The 23,816-nt window shown below is 56.2% G+C and carries 17 protein-coding genes, 2 pseudogenes and 1 riboswitch; of the genes and pseudogenes, 9 read left to right on the top strand and 10 right to left on the bottom strand.

Annotated features, from left to right (window positions below; genetic code table 11):
• Positions 1–134 precede the first annotated feature (134 nt).
• On the bottom strand, positions 135–443 hold the full coding sequence (locus AB2N08_RS07170) for a helix-turn-helix domain-containing protein (protein WP_367610144.1): 309 nt from the start codon (positions 441–443) through the stop codon (positions 135–137).
• 94 nt (positions 444–537) lie between these two features.
• On the opposite strand from AB2N08_RS07170, the gene AB2N08_RS07165 reads away from it, so the two are divergent.
• Positions 538–984, top strand: coding sequence for a hypothetical protein (locus AB2N08_RS07165; protein WP_367610149.1), 447 nt, complete (start codon positions 538–540; stop codon positions 982–984).
• Between the two features lie 87 nt (positions 985–1,071).
• Here AB2N08_RS07165 and AB2N08_RS07160 read toward each other — a convergent pair.
• Positions 1,072–2,155: pseudogene (locus tag AB2N08_RS07160) on the bottom strand (IS3 family transposase); the annotation flags it as partial.
• Between the two features lie 694 nt (positions 2,156–2,849).
• Here AB2N08_RS07160 and AB2N08_RS07155 point away from each other — a divergent pair.
• From AB2N08_RS07155 to dcd, 5 genes are all read left to right on the top strand, one after another.
• Positions 2,850–4,025: an AAA family ATPase gene (locus tag AB2N08_RS07155; protein ID WP_367609951.1), complete on the top strand. Its 1,176-nt coding sequence runs from the start codon at positions 2,850–2,852 to the stop codon at positions 4,023–4,025.
• 12 nt (positions 4,026–4,037) lie between these two features.
• Entirely contained in the window at positions 4,038–6,560 is a 2,523-nt protein-coding gene (locus AB2N08_RS07150; protein WP_367609950.1) for a S8 family peptidase, read from the top strand.
• A gap of 197 nt (positions 6,561–6,757) precedes the next feature.
• Positions 6,758–7,081 carry a hypothetical protein gene (locus tag AB2N08_RS07145; RefSeq protein WP_367609949.1) on the top strand — a complete coding sequence of 108 codons (324 nt, stop codon included), beginning with the start codon at positions 6,758–6,760 and terminating at the stop codon, positions 7,079–7,081.
• 145 nt (positions 7,082–7,226) lie between these two features.
• On the top strand, positions 7,227–8,156 hold the full coding sequence (locus tag AB2N08_RS07140; RefSeq protein WP_367609948.1) for a hypothetical protein: 930 nt from the start codon (positions 7,227–7,229) through the stop codon (positions 8,154–8,156).
• Complete coding sequence (gene dcd / locus AB2N08_RS07135) at positions 8,140–8,760, top strand: dCTP deaminase (RefSeq protein ID WP_367609947.1); 621 nt, start codon at positions 8,140–8,142, stop codon at positions 8,758–8,760. Before AB2N08_RS07140 ends, dcd begins: the two co-directional genes overlap by 17 nt.
• 50 nt (positions 8,761–8,810) lie before the next feature.
• Here dcd and AB2N08_RS07130 read toward each other — a convergent pair whose 3' ends face one another.
• From AB2N08_RS07130 to AB2N08_RS07095, 8 genes and pseudogenes are all read right to left on the bottom strand, one after another.
• The gene (locus AB2N08_RS07130) at positions 8,811–9,863 is read right to left on the bottom strand and encodes a ComEC/Rec2 family competence protein (RefSeq protein WP_367609946.1); all 1,053 of its coding nucleotides are present in this window, start codon (positions 9,861–9,863) and stop codon (positions 8,811–8,813) included.
• Entirely contained in the window at positions 9,864–11,210 is a 1,347-nt protein-coding gene (locus AB2N08_RS07125; RefSeq protein ID WP_367609945.1) for a hypothetical protein, read from the bottom strand.
• Between the two features lie 3 nt (positions 11,211–11,213).
• On the bottom strand, positions 11,214–12,446 hold the full coding sequence (locus tag AB2N08_RS07120; RefSeq protein ID WP_367609944.1) for a caspase family protein: 1,233 nt from the start codon (positions 12,444–12,446) through the stop codon (positions 11,214–11,216).
• Positions 12,447–13,654: 1,208 nt separating this feature from the next.
• Positions 13,655–14,038 carry a VOC family protein gene (locus tag AB2N08_RS07115; RefSeq protein WP_367609943.1) on the bottom strand — a complete coding sequence of 128 codons (384 nt, stop codon included), beginning with the start codon at positions 14,036–14,038 and terminating at the stop codon, positions 13,655–13,657.
• A gap of 87 nt (positions 14,039–14,125) precedes the next feature.
• Positions 14,126–14,221: pseudogene (locus AB2N08_RS07110) on the bottom strand (VOC family protein); the annotation flags it as partial.
• Between the two features lie 58 nt (positions 14,222–14,279).
• A complete protein-coding gene (gene kynA / locus AB2N08_RS07105) occupies positions 14,280–15,167 on the bottom strand; it encodes a tryptophan 2,3-dioxygenase (RefSeq protein WP_367609942.1) in 888 nt (295 codons plus the stop codon).
• Positions 15,168–15,204: 37 nt separating this feature from the next.
• Positions 15,205–16,467 (bottom strand): kynureninase, encoded by a 1,263-nt coding sequence (kynU, locus tag AB2N08_RS07100; RefSeq protein WP_367609941.1) that lies wholly within the window; start codon positions 16,465–16,467, stop codon positions 15,205–15,207.
• Positions 16,468–16,612: 145 nt separating this feature from the next.
• On the bottom strand, positions 16,613–17,083 hold the full coding sequence (locus AB2N08_RS07095) for an Lrp/AsnC family transcriptional regulator (protein WP_367609940.1): 471 nt from the start codon (positions 17,081–17,083) through the stop codon (positions 16,613–16,615).
• Between the two features lie 317 nt (positions 17,084–17,400).
• Between AB2N08_RS07095 and AB2N08_RS07090 the strand changes: the two genes are divergently transcribed.
• The 3 genes from AB2N08_RS07090 to AB2N08_RS07080 are packed head-to-tail and all read left to right on the top strand — an operon-like array spanning position 17,401 to position 23,181.
• Positions 17,401–20,328, top strand: a complete 2,928-nt coding sequence (locus AB2N08_RS07090; protein WP_367609939.1) for a TonB-dependent receptor domain-containing protein — start codon at positions 17,401–17,403, stop codon at positions 20,326–20,328.
• Between the two features lie 23 nt (positions 20,329–20,351).
• A complete protein-coding gene (locus tag AB2N08_RS07085; RefSeq protein ID WP_370662405.1) occupies positions 20,352–21,764 on the top strand; it encodes a M20/M25/M40 family metallo-hydrolase in 1,413 nt (470 codons plus the stop codon).
• 28 nt (positions 21,765–21,792) lie between these two features.
• Positions 21,793–23,181 (top strand): amino acid permease, encoded by a 1,389-nt coding sequence (locus AB2N08_RS07080; protein ID WP_367609937.1) that lies wholly within the window; start codon positions 21,793–21,795, stop codon positions 23,179–23,181.
• 301 nt (positions 23,182–23,482) lie between these two features.
• Positions 23,483–23,702: riboswitch (cobalamin riboswitch) on the top strand.
• Positions 23,703–23,816 lie beyond the last annotated feature (114 nt).

The following is a 23,816-nucleotide window of genomic DNA, read 5'->3' as shown; positions in this document are numbered from 1 at the left end:
ACGGTCAGCATCTGCATGCCGGGCTATTCTCTGCGTGAGACGAAACGCTGAGCGTCCGGAATGGGGGCGAAAGCAGACCCGCTCGCACCAGAATCTACCAGCTCTCCACTCTCAACAGTTGGTTTGACAAATCCTTAGCGTGTCTCGGCTGCGGCAGCTGGGGGCGCATCGCAGTCAAACGAGTCTATCTCAGCAGCAATGGTTTCCCAAAACTGGCCGCGTTCCGCAGAGCTCGAGGGGAGATATGCGTACGCGATGAGCGATAAAGGGTGTACGCCAAGCACCGTCGCAATTTCGTCGATTTTTGTGATCGTAGGCGCTTTGATCCCACGTTCTAAGCTGCTGAGATAGGTTCGACTTGACACATTTGAGAAGTCTTCTTGAGTCAGTTTGCGACTCTTCCGTGCTCTCTGCAACCCTATTCCGAACCTTTTGAGCAACACCACAAGTACCTCCGCACAAAAGGTACGATGTACTCATGGCGAACACTTTAGGGCTACAATCTATAGTGTTCATTCTCTAGCCATGGGGTAGCAAATGATTACGACGCATGAGGCGGATGAGGCAGCAATGTTCTCAATTGGACCTGGATTTTCGACCTGGCGTACGGCAACTCTCACATTGGGAATGCTTTATATCTTTATCAACTACGCCCAAAAGGATGGACGTAGCTGGATTTACCAGACTTCAATCCTATGGGACAGTCGCGACGTGCTCGATTTTTGCAAGCGTTTTAAGAACAATCAATCTGCGAAAATCGTTGATATTTCTCTTCTGGAACCTTTCAGACGGGATAAGATGTATACATGGCGTTGGACAAAGGTCTTGGAAGTTCGCTCTTACGAAGAGGATTTTGTAGAACACCCTGTCTACATTACTGATGCTGGTGAAGCAGTAGGGCTAACTCCACAAGAGGCAAAGCGAAAAATGAAGCTGATATACAAGGCCCGACGCAAGGTTGCTTGCCCTCCGGCGCTGGATTAGGGTTGGCTGCCCCGGTGAATAATTCACTGAAGCTGGTCCTGGTAATCCTCCATTTTTAGAGCGTGCTAGAGGTAGAGGTAGAGGTTGAGCAGCAAGTGCCAATTTCTGTTTTGGCGTGATACCGCCGAGCGCCATGTTGGCCGGCCGTGATTGTAGTCCACAGCAATCAGTAGCAAAGTCTTGAATCTCCTCGATCGTTTCAAACAGATGATGTGAAAGCCAGTCATTGCGAACCGTCCTGATGTAGCGCTTGACATAAGCGTTCTGCTGCGGCTGTCCGGGTTGGATAAAATCGATCCAGATTCCCCGCTTCGCTGCCCACGCCCATGCCAGCGTCACTGCGCTAATGTATTCCGGCCCGTTATCGCATCGGAGTACACGCGGCTTGCCGCGCCATTCAACATTCCGGTCTGGTGCGCGGATGACACGTTCGGATGGCAGCGAGAAATCAACTTCGATCCCGAGTCCTTTGCGGTGTAGTAATCGATGAAGTTGAACAACCGGATGCTGCGCCCATCTGCGAGCTGATCATGCATGAAATCTATCGACCAGCTCTGGTTGGTGGCGGTCGGCCCGACCAGCGGCAATGGCTTCTCGCCCACCAGGAGATGACGTGGCTTGATGTGCAGGTTCAGTTCAAGCTCACGGTAAATCTTGTAGAGCGGTCGTGCTTCCATTTGAAGCCCTTCACGTTGCGCAGGTACAAAAAGCTTAGTCCGAAGCCCCAGTTGCGCTCGTTGTTCGTCAGCCTTACCAGTCAGTCGGCAATGACGGCGTTTTCTGCGTCCAGCTTTGCCTTGTACCGGTAGCACGTCAGGGTGATGCAAAACGCCTGGCACGCCAGGCAAATGGTGGCTGACCGCTGCGTTACTGCCCACTGCGCCTTCTCCCGTTGCTGAGATCGCGCGACCATTTTTTGCAAGTATCTCCGCGACGATCTCGGCCTCGAGGCGCTCCTCAGCATACATTTTCTTCAGGCGCCGGTTCTCCTCTTCCAGTTCCTCGATCCGTGCATCAAGGACACATCCATGCCGCCATATTTGGCGTGCCACTTGCAGAACGTTGCATTGCTGATGCCATGTTCGCCGCACAGTTCTGGTGCCGGGGTGCCAGCTTCGACGTGCTTGAGGATGGCCATGATCTGACTGTCGGTAAGGCGGGAAGTCGTCATGTAGAGCTTTCTGTGTCTTAAGTAGAAAATTCCACTTCCAAACGTGCTCTTTTTACGGGGAATTACCGGCTGAAAACCAGACCCGGCCCCTCGAGAACGCTGCCAATCTGGGCCAAAGGGTCATTAGAGTTCGGTTTTCGGGTTGTGCATTACTCGCCTCCCCAAGTGTAAGACTGATGTGTGGGTAGAGGTTGGCAGCTCGCAGTAGCGGAACGCTGCTTAACACTTATTTCGTCCACTTATCATAACGAGCGCCAACGACAAGGGGGCGGAGTATTCCTCGCCAGAGATAGGATCCCGACAATGAAACAAGTCGCTCTGCAATCCTTCTCCAGTGCGACCAAGTACAGCCTTCCAGCCTCAACATCTTGACCTTGCGCTGATGCTTTTTACAAAAATTCAGTGCTGCGGACATAGATTTCCTTCGTTTTGACACGGGAGGTTAACTGGGTTGGATATTCATCGCGAAAATGTCTTTAAAGCGAACTTAAAATGGGAAATTTTCCAAAAAATCGGGAAATTTTACAATTTTTCAGGGAAATATCCACAAATTTAAAGCAAAAACAAGCAATTTTTGGGAAATTGGTATATTATCACAACAACTGTATGAAGTACTGTACAAGTGTGCAAAATTGCTGACACGCACTTGCGAAAAACACCGTACAAGCATTGCCAAACTAACATGGAGAACTAATTGGAACACTTTGCAATCGTTCACGCGATCTGCCGTCTTGCCCTTGCTCAACCCACTGACGCTTTAGTTTTTCAGGTAAAGCGCCTAGCCGATGCTTTGTTGGAGGGCGGCAACGAAGAAGACGCGAGCGCGCTCCGAGCGGTTTTGTTGCTGTCGGAACGGTCTGCTGAAATGACGCCCCGGCGGCTTGTGCCTGCCCGCGGAATTGCGGTCTCAGGTGAGGCGCTTCTACCCAACACCATTCTGCCTGCAGACAAGGAAACGGGAGCCCGGTTACTGGATGTAATTTTCCCCAGTGAGACAGCGAAGGCGCTGCCTATTTTCTCCGACGCGCATCGACGAGCAGCTGAGCAGCTGGTTGCCGAATGGTCTAATGCGGAAAGGCTCAGGGAAGTAGGAGTTTCCCCCACTATGTCCTGCCTCATTTTAGGGGCGCCAGGAACCGGTAAAACGACATTGGCGTATTGGCTAGCTCATCAACTCGGATTGCCTGTGGTATTGGCTCGAATAGACGCAATGATGTCGTCCTTCTTGGGTACGTCGGCTCGCAATATCACCCAAGTCTTCAATTTTGCGAACAGATTTAAATGCATTCTAGTGCTTGATGAGTTTGATTCGATCGCTAAAATGAGAGATGATCCGAACGAGGCTGGCGAAATTAAGCGAGTAGTCAATGCACTGCTCCAAAACTTGGACACGCGGAAGCCAATTGGCATTACGATTGCGGTAACTAACCATCCGAAATTGTTGGATAGTGCGGTATGGCGACGCTTCGAAGTCCAAGTCCAAGTCCCTCTTCCAGACTTTACGACGCGCTGTGAAATCGTTCGGCGTTATGCTACCCCATGCGAGTATTCGGAACCGGAAATACTCACGATGGCAGCGCTCTTGGATGGTTGCTCGGGGGCAGAAGTGGAAGATTTTGTACGAGCATATAAGAAACGATTCATTCTCGACCCCGTTCCTACATCTCCCATCGAAGCAATGAGAGACGTGATAGTGATTAACGATGGGCGTGTGTCAAATGAGGTGAAAGCGAAATTTTTAACAGACGATGCGCACTTAGCTGTATGGTTGAAAAATAACGACGAATTGAGCTTGGGGGTGGTGGAGATCGCATCACTTATCGGCAAGAGCAAATCCGCTGTTTCCCGACTTATGAATACAAAATTTTGACGCGAGATCAGAATGAAACAATATAGCCCAATACAAGTGGTACTGGACGCACGTACTTATCAAGATGCGCGAGTTAGGCAGGCGGGAGGAGGCCGTACCGATTTTTTTGAGGGAGATAATGCCGGCTTTATCAAACATCGTAGCCAGATTTCTTCCACATTGCGCGCCGCAGCCCTGCAGCTAGGTGGACAAGAGGGCCCATGTGTAGGGTTCTTAAAAGTCTCGATGCGACAAAACGCTTTGGCGAAAAGCCATAGACCAGTCAAGTCATTGTTCCCCTCCCGAGCCACCGCCGTGGTGGGTATTGACGAAGTCGGGGAGCTGTTAGTCCAAGTAACAAGTGGCGCCGCAAGTCGGGCGGCGGATGAGATCGACGCGACGGAAGATCACGTTGAATGGGTGAAAAGGATGAAACCCGATGGACGCGTGGTTGAGGAAGCCGTACCGTCGCAAGCTCGGGCGGAGACTAGTGCTATCGAAGGAATTAGTCTGTGGGGACCTAACGACAAACGTCAATTTTCGACAAGGGTCGCTATCGCATGGGCGAAAGAAAATAACCTTACTCTAAGGTACCGAATTGATCTCTTCGACTTTACACCACCCCAAGACCGTAAGGTCCTCAATGAAGTGAAGCATAGCCACCCGAGGCAATGGTTTTTGGAGCAGCTTGATGTTGAGGTGGGTGGAGGTTACTTCGCTATAAATGACCGGCCGTCCGATGAAGCGAGCGAGCGCATTTACCTGTGGCTGGTGAAAGATTCGTCTGTTAAGGTTATCTCAACCCTTCAGCAAGTGCGATCCAAAATTCCGAGGCGGGATGAAATTGATTTGGACCTGTCGAGGCACGAAAAACTTTTAAAATTTCTCGATAAAAATTGTATTGTGCGGCGCGTCGGTTTGCCGAACACGTTCGAACGGTCTGCTGCCTCTCACGTGCACACGAGCGGCCCGATCAGTACTCATACTTACTCTACGCCTACTTCCGGTCCAGCTGGATATCCGGTGGTGGGTATTATTGACGGCGGTGTGGGCGAAATCCCAAAGGCATGGATAGCTCGGGAGGCGGCAATGGTACCTCCGCACCAACTCGATTCCTCTCATGGGACGGAAATCGCAAGTTTGTTGATCGACGGACAATCGCTGAACGGTCCCAAGGTGTGCCCTGAGCCAGATGGTTGCATGATAGTCGATATCGCCGCCTTGCCACGACCAATCTTTTTCTATGATAACTATCCTGGAGGGGACCTTGGTCTTTTGGCTGCACTTGAGGTCGAAGTGCGAAAGGCGAAAGAGGCAACTGGAGTCCGTATCTTCTGCTTTAGTCACAACATCAATTATGCCGTGAGGCCAGACACCTACGACATGTTATCCCTCGGGCTCGACAATATCGCGAGAAAGCATGACGTTATATTTGTTATTTCGGCTGGAAATTTAGCCTCAAACGTCGTGCGTCCCGAATGGAAATCAAAATCGGCCGATGTTCTAAGTGATCTGGCAAATGCGGTAGATGATCGTGTAAGGGCGCCGGCCGACTCAATTCTCAACATAAGCGTATCGGCCCTAAATCCGCTCACTGTTACACACGTGTTGCCTGGAGTGCCTGCTCGATATTCGCGCCGCGGGCCAGGCTTCAAATTCACGACCAAGCCCGATGTCACGCACTTCGGGGGATGTGGACCTGGTGACGTAGCTGGACCTTCGGGGCTCTTAGCAGTGACCACTGACGGAGTTGTTGCGTCTGTTCACGGTACGAGCTACTCAGGTCCGTTAGCTGCAAAAACGTTGGCAAGGCTCGATCTACTTACGCAAGGAACACTTACGCGTGAAGCATTAATCGCGCTGCTGATTCACGGCACATCGATCCCAGACTCGGTGTCAGCGAAAGACTATTTGCAGGTCAGGCGAGACCTGGTCGGTTTCGGACTGCCGATGCCAGCACTGAACTTGCTCGAAGGGGAGCAAACTTCGGCGACGCTTGTTTTCTTAGATGTTCTACAGCCGAAGAAGGATCTGTTTTTTCAATTCCGTTGGCCTGAATGCCTTTCAGTAGAAGGAAAGTGTCGTGGCGAAGCGCGTGTGACCTTAGTGTATAGCCCGCCAGTGGGAGAAAAGTTTGGCGCCGAAATGATACGAATTAATTTGGACGTCTCGTTACAGCAGTATGATCCTGAAAAGGAAACTTACGGCGCAAAAACTAAGAGCGTTTTTAAGCCGACAAGCGATGCGGAGAAGTCCCACGAACATGAGTTGATCAAAGCCAGCATGAAGTGGGGTAATGTGAAGCAGGTCGAGTTCTCATCGCCGCGCGGGGTCGGAAAATCCTCGGATTGGCGACTCAACATTGGCTATCTTGAACGCCAAGATGCCATCTTCCCTCCGGAGGGCGTTCAATTTGCAGTTATCGTGACCCTGCGTGATCCTAAGAAAAACGCCCCCGTGTACCAAGATATGCGGAGCACTTTGGCCTCGACCAATGTTCGAACAGAGGATATACAGGTATATGGCCGCGCTCAAATACGCGGTTCGACCGGCTGAGTATCTTGACTGACTAAGTATCTTGGTAAAAAGTGAAAAATTCTGCGGAATCCTACTTCTCGTATTTTATTGTTCATTGTACAATCGTAATCGAAAATATGTCTGACGCAAACTTGGAAATAAGATGGAACAATGGTTGAACCGTTAAACATGGCAAATTTCCCATTGTTCTTGCTTGTGACCTCAAAGGAGCAAACATGAGCTTCTCTGTCATGATGCATCACCAATCGCCTCTAGCGTTGCTTCGCGTTCTGGTTCGCGAAATGTCTCAAGAAGGCGGAAGTGTTCCCGAGGAGGTGCATAACTATGTTTATCGGACTGCAGTTGATGCGGCACTCTTAGTCAATCGAGAATCGTCGAAAAATCATATAATAGAACCCGAAGCGATTGAACTTGCCTTCGAGATCGCAGACCAACCTGATCTCGTTAGAGTATTGAGCGGCATGAAGTCGCCCCAACAATTTGACAAGAATATGGCACGGAGACTCTTAAACGAGTTTGACCGATTTGTTGCTGCATAAATCCATACTCCGACTGCTAGGTGCTCAGCTCGATAGTTTGATCGTTGACGGGCAGATGTCGAGCGACCTTAGGCGGTATGTAGCCCATTTAAAGGTTATGCTTGCCGGATTGACGGCGCGCGCACTGGCTTCAAGGACTGATGCGATGGACGCGATGTCGCATCTACTAATTGACTCCATTTGGCGCTCAACACAATACCTCGCAGGTAGTACGTCAAATCGGGTACCTTTCGAAATTGTCTATGCGCTCAAGCATGCCCTAAAAGACTGGGACTTAACGGACGCAATTATTACGACGTCTCTTCTGAAGTCATCGGATTTTTTATGTGAACGTGCAAATAACGCACCTAAAGCCGTTGCAGCGATGGTCGGCGAACCGGTTCCATACGACTTAGTGCAAATTGCCTTTCCCGAAATTTTCCAACACTACCCTTTGTTCTGTACGCCTCTCTATCACGAGATTGGGCACTATATCGAAGACAGACATGGCTATGTTGCCCGCCTCGTAGCTGGGAGTAAGGTGGACGAGTTGTGGGCTCTGCTTCCTGATAGAAGCCATTTCTCGTGCCTCGATATTGCGGCTCGCAGGCGAATAATTCGGAATCATCTCACCGAATATTTTTGCGACCTATTTTCGGCCAGTTATTTGGGCACTAGCGCTGGCTTCTACATTGGACAATTAGAAGTTGGCCAACCGGTAACCGAGTCACATCCATTGATCAGGTCTCGCTTAACTGTAATCGAAAAGTTCACGTCGAAATCCACAGACCCGATAGTCGACTTGCTTAAGCGGTGCGCTATTGATACTGATGGGAACCAGCGTCTCCGCCAGCGTTTTTTAGATGTTCCAGTTGCGCATTGCTTTACCGACGCACGGCCAGTAGATATTGCAAATGTCGAAGAGATGCATGGTATTTTTCCAGCCGCCTTGGCTTTTATTGCAAACGGCCAGCCGCCGGCGAGCTGTACTTCTACGAACCACGTGGATGAGCTGACGAAGCTGGTCAATGACCTTGTGGAGAAATCGATTCGAAATTTTATGATAGCGAAAGCGTGGAATGAGCATCTGGTCTAAGCAAGAGATATTCGCAGGCCTTCGTAGCTTCGAGCCCAGCCTCTGCATTCAGCCGCTCCTATCTGATGACCAGGTGAACGATACGACGGTCGATCTTCGTCTGGGTTACGACTTTTTGGTTTCTATTCTGACTCGAAATGCATGCATCGATATTTCTGGCAATGCAGCCGCGGGCAACACTGACCTTTCTTCGCACTTCCAGGAGACGCGGCGGGAAATGGGGGCGCCATTTGTGTTGTACCCCAACCAATTAGTCCTAGTTACAACCCTAGAATATATCTCCCTCCCCGCAGATACCTATGCAGATATTTTCCCTCGAAGCAGCTACTCTAAGCTTGGTGTGGCCTTAGGCGGAATGTTGCAGCCAGGATATCGGGGGTGCATACCCCTTGAGTTACTTAACCACGGTAATGTGCCGGTTACGCTGACTGTGGGCACTAGGATATGCCAGATGCGGCTTATGCGATGCGGACTATCGTTTAATTATCATAGTCAAGTGGATCCCCGAAAATACTTTGCACAGGTGCGACCTTCGGTATCCAAGGCGTCCACTGATAGCGACATCGCCAAACTGCGAGCACTTCCTAGGATGCTGGATCTGTAGTAACCGTTCTATGCCGTCTAGCGGTCGTCATGCGCCCGGAAAACTCACTTCTATAACTCCGGCAAACGAATCTCCAAGACTTCTCCAGCTTTTGCATATTGGGCAGTATGACGTTCATTGGAAACGCTCGTGTCAGACCAAACTGAGGTTATTGAGTTTGTGTGGTTGAAGATGAGCAGAGGATTAGGGTGGCCCTGCGTGATAATTCGTGCCAGCGTAGCGTTATCGGGGAGGGGATGGACTTCACCACTAGTTGATATAACATACTTTGGGGCCGGGAAGAGATGAAGCAAGTCCTCATTGGTGTTTTTAGCCGAACCGTGATGTGAAACTTTAAAAATGTCGATCGGTCTGACCCCATTTTTCCCGGCAATCCAAGACTCGCAGATTACCTCAGCGAGCGCATCGCCCGCAAATAGAATGCCGTGTTCGCCGACCTCAAGAAGGAATGCAATGCTTGAGGCGTTAGTTGGAGACTTATCTTTTTTGTAAAGAAGCGGATCTGCAAGCGCATCGATATTGATACCGCCGAACGATTGACGGCCCTTCTTTTTATTGAGTTTGGCCTGAGCCCGCGCCTCTAAGATTACAAGGCCGTCATCCCATGCCTTTTTTAGCTGAGTCAGCTCTGGAATTCCCGGAGACAAAATGCTAATTTTTGCCGCGAAACTCAGATCAATCACACGTGGCGAACCATCTTTGTTAATATTTACGGCTTCGTAACCGAAATGTTCGTTCCAAGGTATGTCGGATTCTTCAATCAGCTTCGTCAGTGATTCACCTTGCCCTACGCTAAACGACTGAGTCCCTGAGCGCACTGGAAGATGTTTATAACCATTAAACCAAATTGATTTGATTTTCTTCCGCGCCTCAGCGTCATTCAAGATCGCTATCATTCCTCCTATGTGGTCGTCATCAATGTGTGTCACAACGGCGAGATCAACCTCTCCGTCCAAGGCTTCCAGCCAGGCCTTTGTATAGCGGTCGAATGTTGAACCAACGCCGCCGTCAACCATTAAGCGGAACAACTTCCCGCCATTGTCGAACTCGCAAACGAGGCAGTCGCCATCACCAGCCTGGAATATCTTAAGTAAGACTGCCATTCACTTCTCCTCATGTCGGATCGTCGTTAGGGCGTTACCTGGGACGACTTGGCGTGTCAGCCAGCGTATAGCATTAAGCTCGTCCGAATTCTTGTTATTTTCGAAGGCCCATTCGGCGCCGCGTTTAAGTAGTCTGACTGCTTCAGTAAACATTGGTAGTCCCCTACGGACTGCCAGCTCAAAAGAGAGCGAAGCTTCTGTCATCTGTACATGTTGATCCCCGGGACGGAGAGCATTAATCCATGCATCACCTACAGCACCGTCCGAAATTGTATAAAAATCTTTTCTTAGCGTGTGGAGCCAACTTTCCCATTTGGCCTTATCCGCGTCAGGTAATGCTTCTCCCATACTCGCGTGGACTAATACGAGCGCTGCTGCTGCCGCAGCCACTGGGTCTTTATGCTTATTAAATAGCATTTTTTTAGCAAGTGACGTCCATACTTTGACGGCGTTGGGCATCTCGCCGTCCGCCAAAAACTGCGTTACGGCGTCAAATTTCGGATCAGTGGTGTGAAGTCTCACCCCACGTAACCGATCAATTTCCGACGTGCATCGAACACGCTCATTCACGTATGATATTTCTAGGGTTAACGGATCGACATTGCCTCCTTCATCCGGACTTATTTGGGGTAGGACCACGCTAAACGCTTGGTCAGAAAATTTAATTCTGAGCAGTGCTTTTCGTCTAATTTGGTTTCTAACTGTCTTCGAAAGATCCAGTTTTAGGTTTAATACCGATAGGTTTTGGCTGTGTTCCTTAAATACTTCACCGGGCCATACCTCGGTTGGAACGTACGGCTCGCTTTCTCGCCAGTCGGACATCCAATACTTCATTCGAGCGTCAAAGCTGTTCGCGTCGGAAAAGTAAGCGCGGGCCGCATTTTCGCTTGGTCTGTAATCATAGAGCTTAACGAGAAACATGTCTTTGTTAGCAACCCTAGCGGTCGATTGGGAATTATTCGAAGACGTATGCCCCCTACTCGGAGCGAGGCGACCGCGGGGAAGAAGTCCATAAGGATGAGAGTCATCGCTCGTTTCATATCTAATTTTGCGCTCTGCTTCTCTGCCTATAACAATGTTTATAGCCTGCTCATGGATTGATTCGGGAACGGTTATCACGTTCACGGATTCTGGAAAGTACGCATTTTTGACAAATACGCACCATGTTCCATGCCCTAACTCGGCGGTCACAGGGGTCGCGGGGACACGCTCAACTATCGCAATAGTCTCTTGGGTTGATGTATCGATATCACCAACGTTCGCTGGCCGAACACAGCGCACAATCGCTGACAATTGACGCCCAACTGGTAGACGCAAGTCGGAGATGGAGAGTTTTACGATCGGCATGATCTAGCCCACAAAAATATAATGGAACGGCAGCACTACTGATTCGTTCTTGTTCCTGCAGCGTCGACCATCACCGCCGATCGCTCCGAAGGAGTAGTAGCCTGGAGTCAGTTCGGTTCGCCATACTTGCCCGGACGGCTGTTGAAGAGTTTCTTGGACTCCCTGTTTCCAAAAAATCGTGTGCGTTGCGTTGTCGCTATCTGGGTCGCACGAGATCTCCACCATCATGGTTGGCAGTCGTTCTGCTGGTAAGCAATGGAGGAACGAATCACTATCCGCATTCCACTGATAGGGCACTGGACGCGTCGCAAGGTCGAAATCTTCTCGCACGTAGATGCGTTCTAATTGCTTGGAAATCGCTCGGAAGGCTACGTCCGTAAAACACGCCCAGTCTCGGCCATTGCGGCGATCGAAAGCGTTCGATTCAAATGCTTTTACTACTGCTTCTGCAAAAAAGCTTGGGGCACCCGCGTTACCGTGCGCCTCACCGCCTGGTGAAGTTGCAAAAAACGTGGAAATTTTCGGCCCCCCGATTTTTCCAATCGGCCCGGTTCCATCATCTACCTTACGACCATAGTCGCCATTAATCGCTTGAGCGATCTCACTAACACGGCATGAGTCGATAAATATCCAAACGTGAGACGATTTAGACTTGTTCGCGATTGCATAGAGAACATTATTGTAGTCAACAGCCCCTTCCATCCTTCGTTTGGGCGCCGCGTTATAGTTTTCGCAGATCAACGAATGATCGGCCCACGAGCCGATTCCGTGGCCTGCGAAGTAGAGAACTAAAGTACTTCCAGGCTGGGCGTCGGCATCTGCGATCCAAGCATCGTAGGCGTCGAGGAAGTTGTCGCTAGTAGCCGCGTCAACCTGCTGCACTCCCTCCGCTGATTCCCATTGGTTACCATGATCATTTGACAGTAATAGCCTTAGAGACGCTAGAGGCTTCGAAGGGTTATGAAATTTCTGAGCGAACCAGTTCGCAACACTTTGAGCGCCGATTTCGGCAGAATCGATTTGTCCCATAGTGTTTTGACCAGGAACATATCCTGGAAATGTAGGGTAGCTACCGACTCCGACTATGAGCACATGTGTGCCAGGATGTTCTGAGTGGTTGCGAATAACGAGGGTCATGAAGCGGAATCCAATATAGCCCACGTCCTTGACGCAACGTGTGTAAGTAATAATAGTGCAAAACGACAAAAAATAGTTGCCTTTGTTTGTGTGAATCATCCTGTGAACACCTGAATGATCATTGAGAGCTTGAGCGACTGTCGGTTATTTTCTGCATCGGTCGGTCGTATATTTGTCCACTGATTGATCGGCATACATCGTCAGCTTTCTGGACCTGGCTAACAGGTGTTTATGAACATTATGGTTACCTCGTTACCGCCGGAGCGACCGACATGCTCAGGCGTCTTCGCCTTGCGGCCGAGGTGTAACCCACACTGGCAGAAGGTTGGGTTCGCGCCCGTATTAGTGTTTTGTGGGCGCCGTTGCGACGTGATCAAACTGCGGTCGTTGGGCAGCGATGGCTGTTCCTGCTTGCATGGCGACTTGAGCACGGACACCCCGTCCTGGCACAGGGACCAACGTACGGTAACGCTGATCCCTGTGGTAGCACGGACAACGGAACGACCTAAACAGCCGTGCCTGTGGGCTTATTTGCGTGATGACTAGACCAAGCAACGTCACCAGTGAAGGAATGGTTCGCCTACACACTGGGTTGCAAGGGCATTTATCGAAAAACCCACTGACCCATCTCAATAATATGCTGTTTGCGGATGCCTATGCCGGCTTAAATGCGCTGTTTGACGACGGCACAGTTTAAGAACTTCTTTGCTGGCGCGTGCGCGACTTTGGAGGTGACGAAGCGGGCAGCCAGCTGCGAGCCGATCTAGTTCGACGCGGCTGACATTGGACGGCTCTGGTAAGTCTCCAACCGCCAAGCAGGAGTCGTCGGGCTGATGGAAGTCTGAATCCTTGGGTAGCAGAGATGCAAGAAACGGAGCTAAGCTTCAGTGTTGTTAATGTGGAGCACTTAATTGCTGTGCGTGGCGGCGATGGCCCAGATGTATGTTCCTTCTGCACCGGCCTGTATGTGTGGTACACCGTGGACGCACTAAGTGCTACCCACAAAACGATGTCCTGGCCCCAGTTTTGCAATGAAAAACGTGTTTTTAGACAAGCTACCAACAACTTGGTACCTAGATTGGGCGTGGAGCCGGACTCACTTACTCACATGGAGCGCGCTACCAACACTTTTTGGTGGGCATAAGGCTTCTAAGACTGATTGTTGTTGAACCGATCAAGCTCCGTGGGTCTGCGACTCACGGAGTTTTTTTTCGCCGCCGGGGGCGCGGCGTTCGCTCCTGATCGCTGTCTGCGCCGCGCTCGGCTTCTACATCTTCACGCCCGGGCAAGCCGCGGTAATACGGACGCTACGTACCGTTAATATTCAGCACATTCCCAGCCGGATCCTTCAGCCAAGCCGCCTTCATCCCCTCGGCGACATGGATATCCCCTTCGAGTCGCATGCCCGGCATGTCGTAATGCTCGAAGCGCACACCCTTGGCCAACAGCGCATCGACCACCGTCTCGAGGCGATTGCCGACATCCCAGGTAACGGAAGTCGCCTGGTTGGTGCCGCCAAATGTGGATTGATACACCTGCACCAGTGTGGCGCCGCTACGGTAGGTGAGGAAGTCGGGGTAGTGACTGCGCGCCTCGTCTTCCTGGAGCTCGAGCACCTCGCCATAGAATGTGCGTGCAGCAGCGATATCGCGTACGCCGACCGTCGCGATCGCATCCGTGTTTGCCAGCATGGGTCACCTCCGCAGTTTAAGCGGATACGCTACGCCCATCACATCTTGTACAGCGCGCGTTTGCCGCTGGGAATGCGGCGATGGTGATCAGCCGATCGGCTCGGAAATCTCGATCAGATTGAGATCCGGATCGCGCACATACACCGAGCGGATCTTGCTCGTCGCGCCAGTGCGCTCGACCGGGTCAGCACCAGATGGTCGAGATGGGAAATCATGGCACGCGGTCCCTGGTTGAAGGTGATTACAGCTCGGTGCGCAATTCGAACAATTCCGGGAACAGCACCACGTCCAGCATCTTGCGCAGATACCCCACGCCGTCCGTGCCGCCGGTGCCCGTTTTAAAGCCAATCACGCGTTGCACGGTCGTCACGTGCCGGAAGCGCCACAACCTGAAAGCCGTCTCGATATCGACGAGCTTTTCGCCCAGCTCGTACAGTGGCCAGTACTGGTCGGTGTCGCGATACACCACCATCCACGCCGCCTTCACCGACGGATCGGACCGCGTCGCATGGTGCCATGGACCGGCCAGCCGCGCCGCGTCGACCGCCAGCCCGCTGCGCGCCATCACCATGATGGCTTCGTCATACAGCGACGGTTTGTCGAGCACGTTTTGCAGGGCAGCGTGCGCATCGACCTTGTGCTGGTGCACCTGCAAATGCGTAACGTTCTTGTTCCCTAATATAAATTCGATCTCGCGATACTGATGCGACTGGAAGCCCGACGACGCGCCCAGGTAAGGGCGGATCGCCGTGTACTCGGGCGGGGTCATCGTCGCCAGCACATCCCACGCATGCACGAGCTGGTTCATGATCGCCGCCACGCGCGCCAGCATCTTCATTGCCGCCGGCAACTGGCCGCCTGCGATATTGTCGCGCGCGCCGTGCAGCTCGTGCAGCATCAGCTTCATCCACAGTTCGCTCGTCTGGTGCTGGACGATGAACAGCAGCTCATTGTGCTCGGGCGACAGCGGATGCTGGGCATTGAGGATCGTGTCGAGCGACAGGTAGTCGCCGTAGCTCATGTCCTTGCTGAAGTCGAGCTTGGCGCCGTGGTAGCCGGGCTGCGAAACCGGACAGCCGCCCGGATTGGTGGCTGCGGCGGGCGAATCGGGGGAGACAGGGCAGGGCATGATGTTCTCTCTTGCTGGCGTTGGTTTCAACAGTAACTCAGGTCACGGCGGTGCGCTTGGCATCGACCTGGTAATCGCTCCGGTCGAGGATATCCTTGAGCACCACGACCGCCTGCCACACATCCCGATACCCCGTGTACAGCGGCGTGAAGCCGAAGCGCATCACCTGCGGCTCGCGGTAGTCGCCAATCACGCCGCGTGCGATCAGGGCCTGCATCACCGCGTAGCCGTGCGGATGCGTCACGCTCACCTGGCTGCCCCGGTCGGCATGATTGCGCGGCGTAATCAGCTCCAGCGGATGGGCCGAACATTCCTGCTCGAGCAGCGCGATGAAGAGGTCGGACAGCGCCAGCGACTTCTTGCGCAGCGCCGCCATCGTCACTTGCTGGAACACGGCCAGGCCGCATTCGATCAGCGCCAGCGATACCACCGGCTGCGTGCCGCACATCGCGCGCCGGATACCGGCCGCCGGTGCAAACGCCGGCTGCATCGCGAACGGTTGGCGATGCGCCCACCAGCCGGTCAGCGGCTGCGTGAACTGCGCATGATGGCGCTGCGGCACCCAGATAAAGGCCGGCGCACCGGGCCCGCCATTGAGGAATTTATAGGTGCAGCCCACCGCGAAGTCAGCATTGGCGCCGTTCAGGTCGACCTCCACTGCGCCGGCCGAATGCGCCAAATCCCAGATCGCCAGCGCGCCGGCGGCGTGGATCTGCGCGGTGATCGGCTGCATGTCGAGCATGCGGCCGGTGCGGTAATTCACGTGCGTAAGCATCACCACGGCCACTTGCGCGCCGGCCTCGCCCTCGAGTGCGGCCGGCAGGTCGGCCCAGTTGTCGAGCAGGCGCAGCTCGTAGCCGCGCTCGAGCCAGCCCAGCAAGCCTTCGGCCATGTAGATGTCGCTCGGGAAGTTGTCGCGCTCGGTGATGATGACGCGGCGCCCGGCGCGGGCCGGATCGTTGGCCTGCATCTTCAGTGCGCCGGCCAGTGCCTTGAACAGGTTCACCGACGTGGAGTCGGTGACCACTACCTCGTCCACCGCCGCGCCGATCAGCGGCGCGATCATGGTGCCCAGGCGCTGCGGCAGGTCGTACCAGCCGGCCGTGTTCCAGCTGCGGATGAGATCGTCGCCCCATTCGGCGGCGATGACGTCCTGCGCGCGTTGCAGGGCGGCGCGGGGACGGGCACCGAGCGAATTGCCGTCGAGGTAAATCACGCCGTCCGGCAGCGCAAATTCATGGCGCTGGGGCGCCAGCGGATCGGCCGCATCGAGGGCCAGGCAGTCTTGTTCAGTGATCATGGGAAGGCCGTCGCTAATTAAGTTGACCAGAATTTTACGTTGAGGCGCGCAAAATAATATTCCTTACTTCCTGCCAGATGGGGCATCCCGCAGAACAACAGTCTGAATTTTCAGGCATTAGCAGAACGCTCACGCCTTGTAGCAATCAACTTGCGACCGCTCGCCAGCGCGCCGCCTCGGTAAGCGATGAGCGTGACTTGATTGTTTTAAGGCAGATCATCGTTGTCGAGCGCTGTAAACCCGGCAGCAGCGACAGGTTGTAGCGCAGCAGGTCGTCGAGCTTGTCGACGCCTTCGCAGACCACCTTGAGCAGGTAATCGGCATCGCCGGCCATTGACATGCATTCGATCACCGCCGGATTGGCCAGCGCGGCCGCCTCGAACTCGGCGCGCCGGCCAAAGTTGATCATCACCTGAATATAGGCGATCAGCTTCAGGTCGAGGTGCTGCGGGGCGATATCGGCGTGGTAGCCGCGGATCGTGCCGTTCTTTTCCAGCGCTTGCACGCGCGTCCAGCATGGCGTCTTGGACAGGCCCACTTCTTCGGCAAGATCGACGAACGATTGCCGTCCGTCGCGTTCGAGCGAGGCGAGGATGGCGAGGTCAAATTTATCCATTGCAGCGTCCTTGGCAAAATCACGTGAAAAACAATGTTTGATCAACGTCCTGCTTTACCGGTCTTGTGCAGAATCTTCGTCCTAATATACAACGCATCAAGAACGAAATTCCGATTCTTCGGCAAATTTCGATATTTTCAGAATAAAAATCCACACTGGAAAGATATGATGAAGGCATGAGTTCATGACTACATGATCCGCCCGGTCCGCTACCAGCATCACCGGGATGAAGGACAAGTTCGCTACAACGACCAGGTGCCATCCGGATAGACGGTAGTTCGCTTCATTCAAAGCCATTTATTTACCGGAGAACCGCAATGCGCAGTCCAACTACCCGTACATCGCCGTCCGACAAGCCGGCCTGGTCCGAAACACTGAACCTGGCCGTTGCGCTGTTGCTGGCCTCGGCCGGCGCCTCCGCCCTGGCCCAGACCGCGCCGGAAGCGGCCGCAGTAGCCGCGCCAGCCGAGGCTGAAGCCGCCCCCGCCGCGCCAGCCCCCGCCGCCATCCCGATGCAAAGCATCGTGGTCAGCTCGTCGCGCATCGACCGCGCCGGCTTCAAGGCGCCGACGCCCACCACCATCATCGGCGCCCAGGCCATCGCCGAGCGCGCCGCCGTGAACGTGGGCGACGTGCTCAATGAAATCCCGGCTTTTCGCGCGTCCAACTCGGCCACCAGCGGCACGACCAGCACGGGTGTCACGTTCACCGACCTGCGCGGCCTGGGCGCCAACCGCACGCTGGTGCTGCTGGGCCGTAACCGCCTGCCGCTGACCTTCAACGGCAACGTGGCCGGCGCCGCCGGTGTCGACCTGAACATGGTGCCGACGTCGCTGATCCAGAGCGTGGACGTCGTCACCGGCGGCGCCTCGGCAGCCTACGGTTCGGATGCCGTGGCCGGCGTCGTCAACATCCGCCTGAAAGACCGCATCGACGGCGTGCAGGGCTCGATCCAGTATGGCCAGGCCGAAGAAGGCGACGCGCGCGACAAGACCATCAGCCTGGCCGGCGGGACGACGTTCGCCAACGGGCGCGGGCGCATCATCGCGGGCGGCGAATACAACGACAACTCGGGCGTGGCCAATTACTACGAGCGCGACTGGGGCCGCCGCGAGAACGCGGTGTTCGCCGTGCCGGGCGTGCGCGCCGCCGGCGTGCCGGCCAACCTGATCGCCGACGGCATCCGCATCGGCAACATGGCGCCCGGTGGCCTGATCCAGAACGTGGCCACCAACCCGGCGGCGCTGCGCGGCCAGCAATTCGTCACCGGCGCCGACGGCAGCATCGGGACCACGCCATTCGACTACGGCCAGTACGCCAGCGGCACGACGATGGTCGGCGGCGGCATCGCCGGCAACAGCGTGTACGGCGTGTTCCCGCTGCGTACGCCGGTGGAGCGCGCCTCGTTCATGAGCCGCCTGACCTATGACCTGAGCGACGACGTCTCGCTGTACGTCGAACCGTCGTTCGCACGCAGCAAGGGTGGCGGCACCACGCAGATCTACTTCAATCCGGCCGTGTCGATCGCGCGCGACAACGCGTATTTGCCGGCCTCGATCGCGGCGCAGATGGGCACGACGCCGCTGCGGGTCGGCTACTCGGGCAATAACCTCGGCGCGCCGCAGCTGGAAAACGTCAACGAAGCGGCGCGCCTGGCCGTGGGCCTGAACGGCGCGTTCGGCGAGAGCTGGAAGTGGGACGTCAACCTGCAATCGGCGCGCAGCAATTTTGAAAAGGCCACGTCCAACAACGTCATCAACGCCAATATGCTGCGCGCGATCGACGCCGTGACGGTGACGCCGGCGAATGTCGGCAGCTCGGGCCTGGCGCTGGGCTCCGTGGCCTGCCGCTCGACGCTCACCGCACCGACCAATGGCTGCGCGCCATTCAACCTGTTCGGCAGCAGCACGCCATCGGACGCGGCGCGCGCGTACATCCTCGGCACCGCGCAGTTCAAGCAAGTCTCCAAATTGCAGGAAGCATCGGCCAACCTGCAGGGCGAACCGTTCGAGAACTGGGCCGGGCCAGTGTCGGTGGCCGGCGGCGTCGCCTACCGCAAGGAAGAACTGGAATCGAGCGCCGATGCGCTGTCGTCCAGCGCGGCCTTCAACGTCAACAACGTCCAGCCGATCAACGGCGCGCTCAATGTCAAGGAAGTCTATCTCGAGACGCTGGTGCCGCTGGCGGCAAAGATGACGGGCATCCACGCGCTGGACCTGAACGCCGCCGCGCGCCGCACCGATTACTCGACCTCGGGCGCCGTCACTACCTGGAAGGTGGGCCTGAACTACGCGCCGGTCGCCGACGTGCGCCTGCGCGCCACGCGCTCGCGCGACATCCGCGCGCCGAACCTGTCGGAGCTGTTCAGCTCACGCAATTCGGCCACGCAGAACCTGTTCGACCCGCGTCCGGAATTCAACCGCAGTTACGTGATGACGGCGTATAACGGCGGCAACCGCGAGCTGCAGCCGGAGGTTTCGGACACCACCACGGTGGGCGTCGTGTTCGAACCGGTGGGCTTCAAGCGCCTGAGCATGTCGGTCGACTATTACAAGATCGATGTCAAGAGCGCGATCACGACGCTGGCCTTCCAGACCCTGATCAACAACTGCCTGCGCGACGGTAAGACGAGCGACTGCGCGTTTCTCACCTACGGCGCCGACAACTCGATCGCGGCGGTATCGGGCGTGAACGCCAACGTGGGCGAGCTGCGCACCGATGGCGTCGACCTGCAACTGGCCTACACCCAGCCGCTCAAGGAGTGGAGCGATTCGCTGGCCGGCACCGTCAACTTCGCGGTCCAGGGCACGCGCGTGTTCGAGCTCTGGTCGTCCGGCGACGTCACCCCGGCTACCCCGGACGGCATCAACCGCGCCGGCCAGACCGGCGTCACGGGCGGCATCGCGAAATGGACGTGGAACGTCAACGCCACCTACAAGCTGGGCCCATGGTCGACCACGGGCCAGCTGCGCCACATCAGCCGCGGCCACTTCAACAACGGCTTCATCGGCCCGGACGACGCAGCGTATTCGCCAACGCTGGCCAACAGCATCAACGACAACGAGATGCCGTCGGCGACCTACTTCAACTGGCGTGGCAGCTACGAGATCGGCGGCAAGGGCTCGCCAGAAGTCTTCTTCGCCGTGAACAACGTGTTCGACCGCGCGCCGCCGCTGCCGGCCAACGGCATCTATCACGACGTGATCGGCCGCAGCTTCAGCCTGGGCATGCGCGCCCGCTTCTAACCAATCCAGGAAATCAAGAGATGATGAAACACACACACTGGCGCAAGGCCCTGATCGCATCGCTGCTGGCATCCGGCGCCGTGCTGGGCGCGGCGCAGGCAGCGGATGCCCCGGCCACCTTGACGCCGACGCAAAAAAGCTTCCGCGCGATCTACCAGGAACTCATCGAGATCAACACCACCCACTCGGCCGGCGACACCACCAGGGCTTCGGAAGCAATGCGCGCGCACCTGCTGGCAGCCGGCTTCAAGCCGGACGACGTGCAGGTGGTCGCACCGTTCCCGCGCAAGGGCAATCTGGTCGCGCGCTTCAAGGGCAGCGGCAAGAAGAAGCCGCTCCTGCTGCTCGCCCACATCGACGTGGTCGAAGCCAGGCGCAGCGACTGGGACACCGATCCGTTCAAGCTGCAAGAAAAGGATGGCTACTTCATCGCGCGCGGCGCGGTCGACGACAAGGCCATGTCGGCCGCCTTTGTGTCGGTTCTGGCGCAGCTGAAGTCCGAAGGCTTCAAGCCGGATCGGGACATCATCCTGGCGCTGACCGGCGATGAAGAGCGCGGCGGCGAGCCGACCAACGGCGCGTTCTGGATCGTCAACAACCGGCGCGAACTGATCGAGGCCGAATACGGCATCAACGAGGGCGGGCGCGGCGAGAACAAGGACGGCAAGCCGGTCGCGCATTACGTGCAGCTGGGCGAAAAGAGTTTCGTGCACGCCGAGTTCGACGCCACCGGCCCGGGCGGCCACAGCTCGCGCCCGATGCCGGACAATGTCATCTACGAAGTGTCCGAAGCGATGGCCCGTTTGAAGGCGTACCAGTTCCCGGTGCGCGTGAACGAGGCGGCGCGCCTGCACTTCGAACGCAGCGCCGCACTGCAGACGGGCCAGGTCGCCGACGATATGCGCGCCGTGGGCAAGGGCTCGGTCGACCCGGCCATCATCGCGCGCCTGTCGGCCAATCCGGGCCTGGTCGGCCTGTTGCGCACCACCTGCGTGGCGACGATGATGAGTGCCGGCCACGCGCCGAACGCGCTGGCGCAAAGCGCGAAGGCCACCGTCAATTGCCGCCTGCTGCCAGATGAAGACTTCGCCTTCGTGCAGGCCAGGCTGACCGAGATCGGCGGACCGAAGGTCAAGGTGGTGGCGCAGGAATTGAGCAAGCCGGCGCCGGCGTCCGCGGCGCGGCCTGACGTGATGGCAGCGGTGGAGTCGATCAGCGCGAGTATCTGGCCGGGCGTGCCGGTGATCCCGACGATGGGCGTGTCGACCACCGACAGCCGCCACTTTCGGCAGAACGGCATTCCGATGTATGGTGTGTCGGGCATGTTCGGCGACGACGCCAACGGCGTGCACGGCCTGAACGAGCGCATCGCCGTGAAGGATCTGTATAACGGCCGCGAGTTCCTGTACCAGCTGGTCAAGCGCCTGGCCCGCTGATCACCCTTGATTTAATCTGCCCCACACCATGACGCAACCTGTTGAACACAACACGCTCAAGCGCGGCCTGAGCAACCGCCACATCCAGTTGATCGCCCTTGGCGGCGCGGTCGGCACGGGCCTGTTCCTGGGCGTGGCGCAGACCATCGCGCTGGCCGGCCCGTCGGTCATCCTCGGCTATGCGATCGCCGGCATCATGGCCTTCTTCATCATGCGCCAGCTCAGCGAAATGGTGGTCGACCAGCCGGTGGCGGGCTCGTTCAGCCACTTTGCCAACCGCTACTGGGGTTCGTTCGCGGGTTTCGCGTCGGGCTGGAACTACTGGATCCTGTATGTGCTGGTCAGCATGGCCGAACTGACGGCGGTCGGCATCTACGTCCAGTACTGGTGGCCGCAGGTGCCGCTGTGGGCGTCGGCGCTGGTGTTCTTCGTGCTGATCAACGTCATCAACCTGCTGCACGTAAAACTGTTCGGCGAGATGGAATTCTGGTTCGCCATCATCAAGGTGGCGGCCATCGTTGGCATGATCGGTTTCGGCAGCTATCTGCTGTTGAGTGGCACTGGCGGGCCGCAGGCCAGCGTGAGCAATCTGTGGGCGCTGGGCGGGTTCTTCCCGTACGGCGTGAGCGGCATGGTGATGGCGATGGCCGTGATCATGTTCTCGTTTGGCGGGCTGGAACTGGTGGGCATCACGGCGGCCGAAGCCGAGTCGCCCGAGAAGACCATCCCCAAGGCGACCAACCAGGTCGTGTACCGCATCCTGATTTTCTACGTCGGCGCACTGGCGGTGCTGCTCTCGCTGTATCCATGGAGCCAGGTGCAGCAGGGCGGCAGCCCGTTCGTGATGATCTTCAAGGCGCTCGACAGCGCATGGGTGGCGTCGGCGCTGAACGTGGTGGTCTTGACGGCGGCGCTGTCGGTCTACAACAGCTGCGTCTACAGCAACAGCCGCATGCTGCTTGGCCTGGCGCTGCAGGGCCACGCGCCGCGCCGGCTGGCGCAGCTCAATGCGCGCGGCATTCCGGTGGCGGCCCTGGGCGTCTCGGCGGCGGCCACCGCGCTGTGCGTGCTGCTCAATTACGCGATGCCGGGTGAAGCGTTCGGCATGCTGATGATGCTGGTGGTGGCGGCCCTGATGATCAACTGGGCGACGATCAGCATCACGCACCTCAAGTTCAGCAAGCAGAAGGCGCTTGAAGGGCAGGTCACCAGTTTTCCAAGTTGGGGCAAGCCGTGGACCAACTACCTGTGCCTGGCCTTTATGGCGGGGATCGTGGTGATCATGTTCCTGACGCCGTCGACGCGGATTGCCGTGTACCTGATGCCGGCCTGGGTTGCGCTCTTGGCGGTGTGCTATCGCGTGCGGCAAAGCATGCTGGCGCGCGAGCACCGCGCCGGCGTTGCCCAATCAAGTTAGCCTGAAAACCGTCGTTCCAGCGAGGCTGGAACCCAAGTTTGCATGCGTAGAGGTTCTGCAAAATTTCGTGACTGCGCAAGCACACTTGGATTCCCGCCAAGGTGGCCGACGAGGCCGGGAATGACGTGCCTGGGCCAATGGCGACCGCCGACCGCCAACCGCCAATCGCCAATCTATCGCTTCACCAGCTTCAAGACCAACCCATGCGCTCGCGCGCACCTGACAGACGCCCCCAGCGTTGCCATATAAACCACTTTGCCAAAGAATGCGGTGACAATCTTGCATCCTTGGCTGTAGAATCGCGCCCAATCAAGTGAATGGTGCCGACCTGCTCGTCTGCAGGAAGGTGAAACGGGAAGCCGGTGACGCATGCGAACTCCATCGCATGCCAGTCCGGCGCAGCCCCCGCTGCTGTATGCCTGACGACCCTCGTCGAACGCCACTGTGCCCCGTGCACGGGAAGGCAGGACCCGGGAAGGATGACGGCAAGCCAGAAGACCGGCCTTTCACGATGCATTGCGTACGTCCCGGGGTGTGGGCGTGCCTGTTGGTTGTCCGTGGATCCTTCTTTGTCGCTGACGCGACCGTATTCTCCGTTCATCGCTGAAGGACGACGGCTGCCTGTTGTCATGCGC

Source organism: Massilia aurea (assembly GCF_040790145.1).
In the GTDB taxonomy this organism is placed as follows: Bacteria; Pseudomonadota; Gammaproteobacteria; order Burkholderiales; family Burkholderiaceae_D; genus Telluria; species Telluria aurea_C.
Note: the sequence above shows the minus strand (reverse complement) of the source record. Positions and strands in the feature narration are given on the sequence as shown.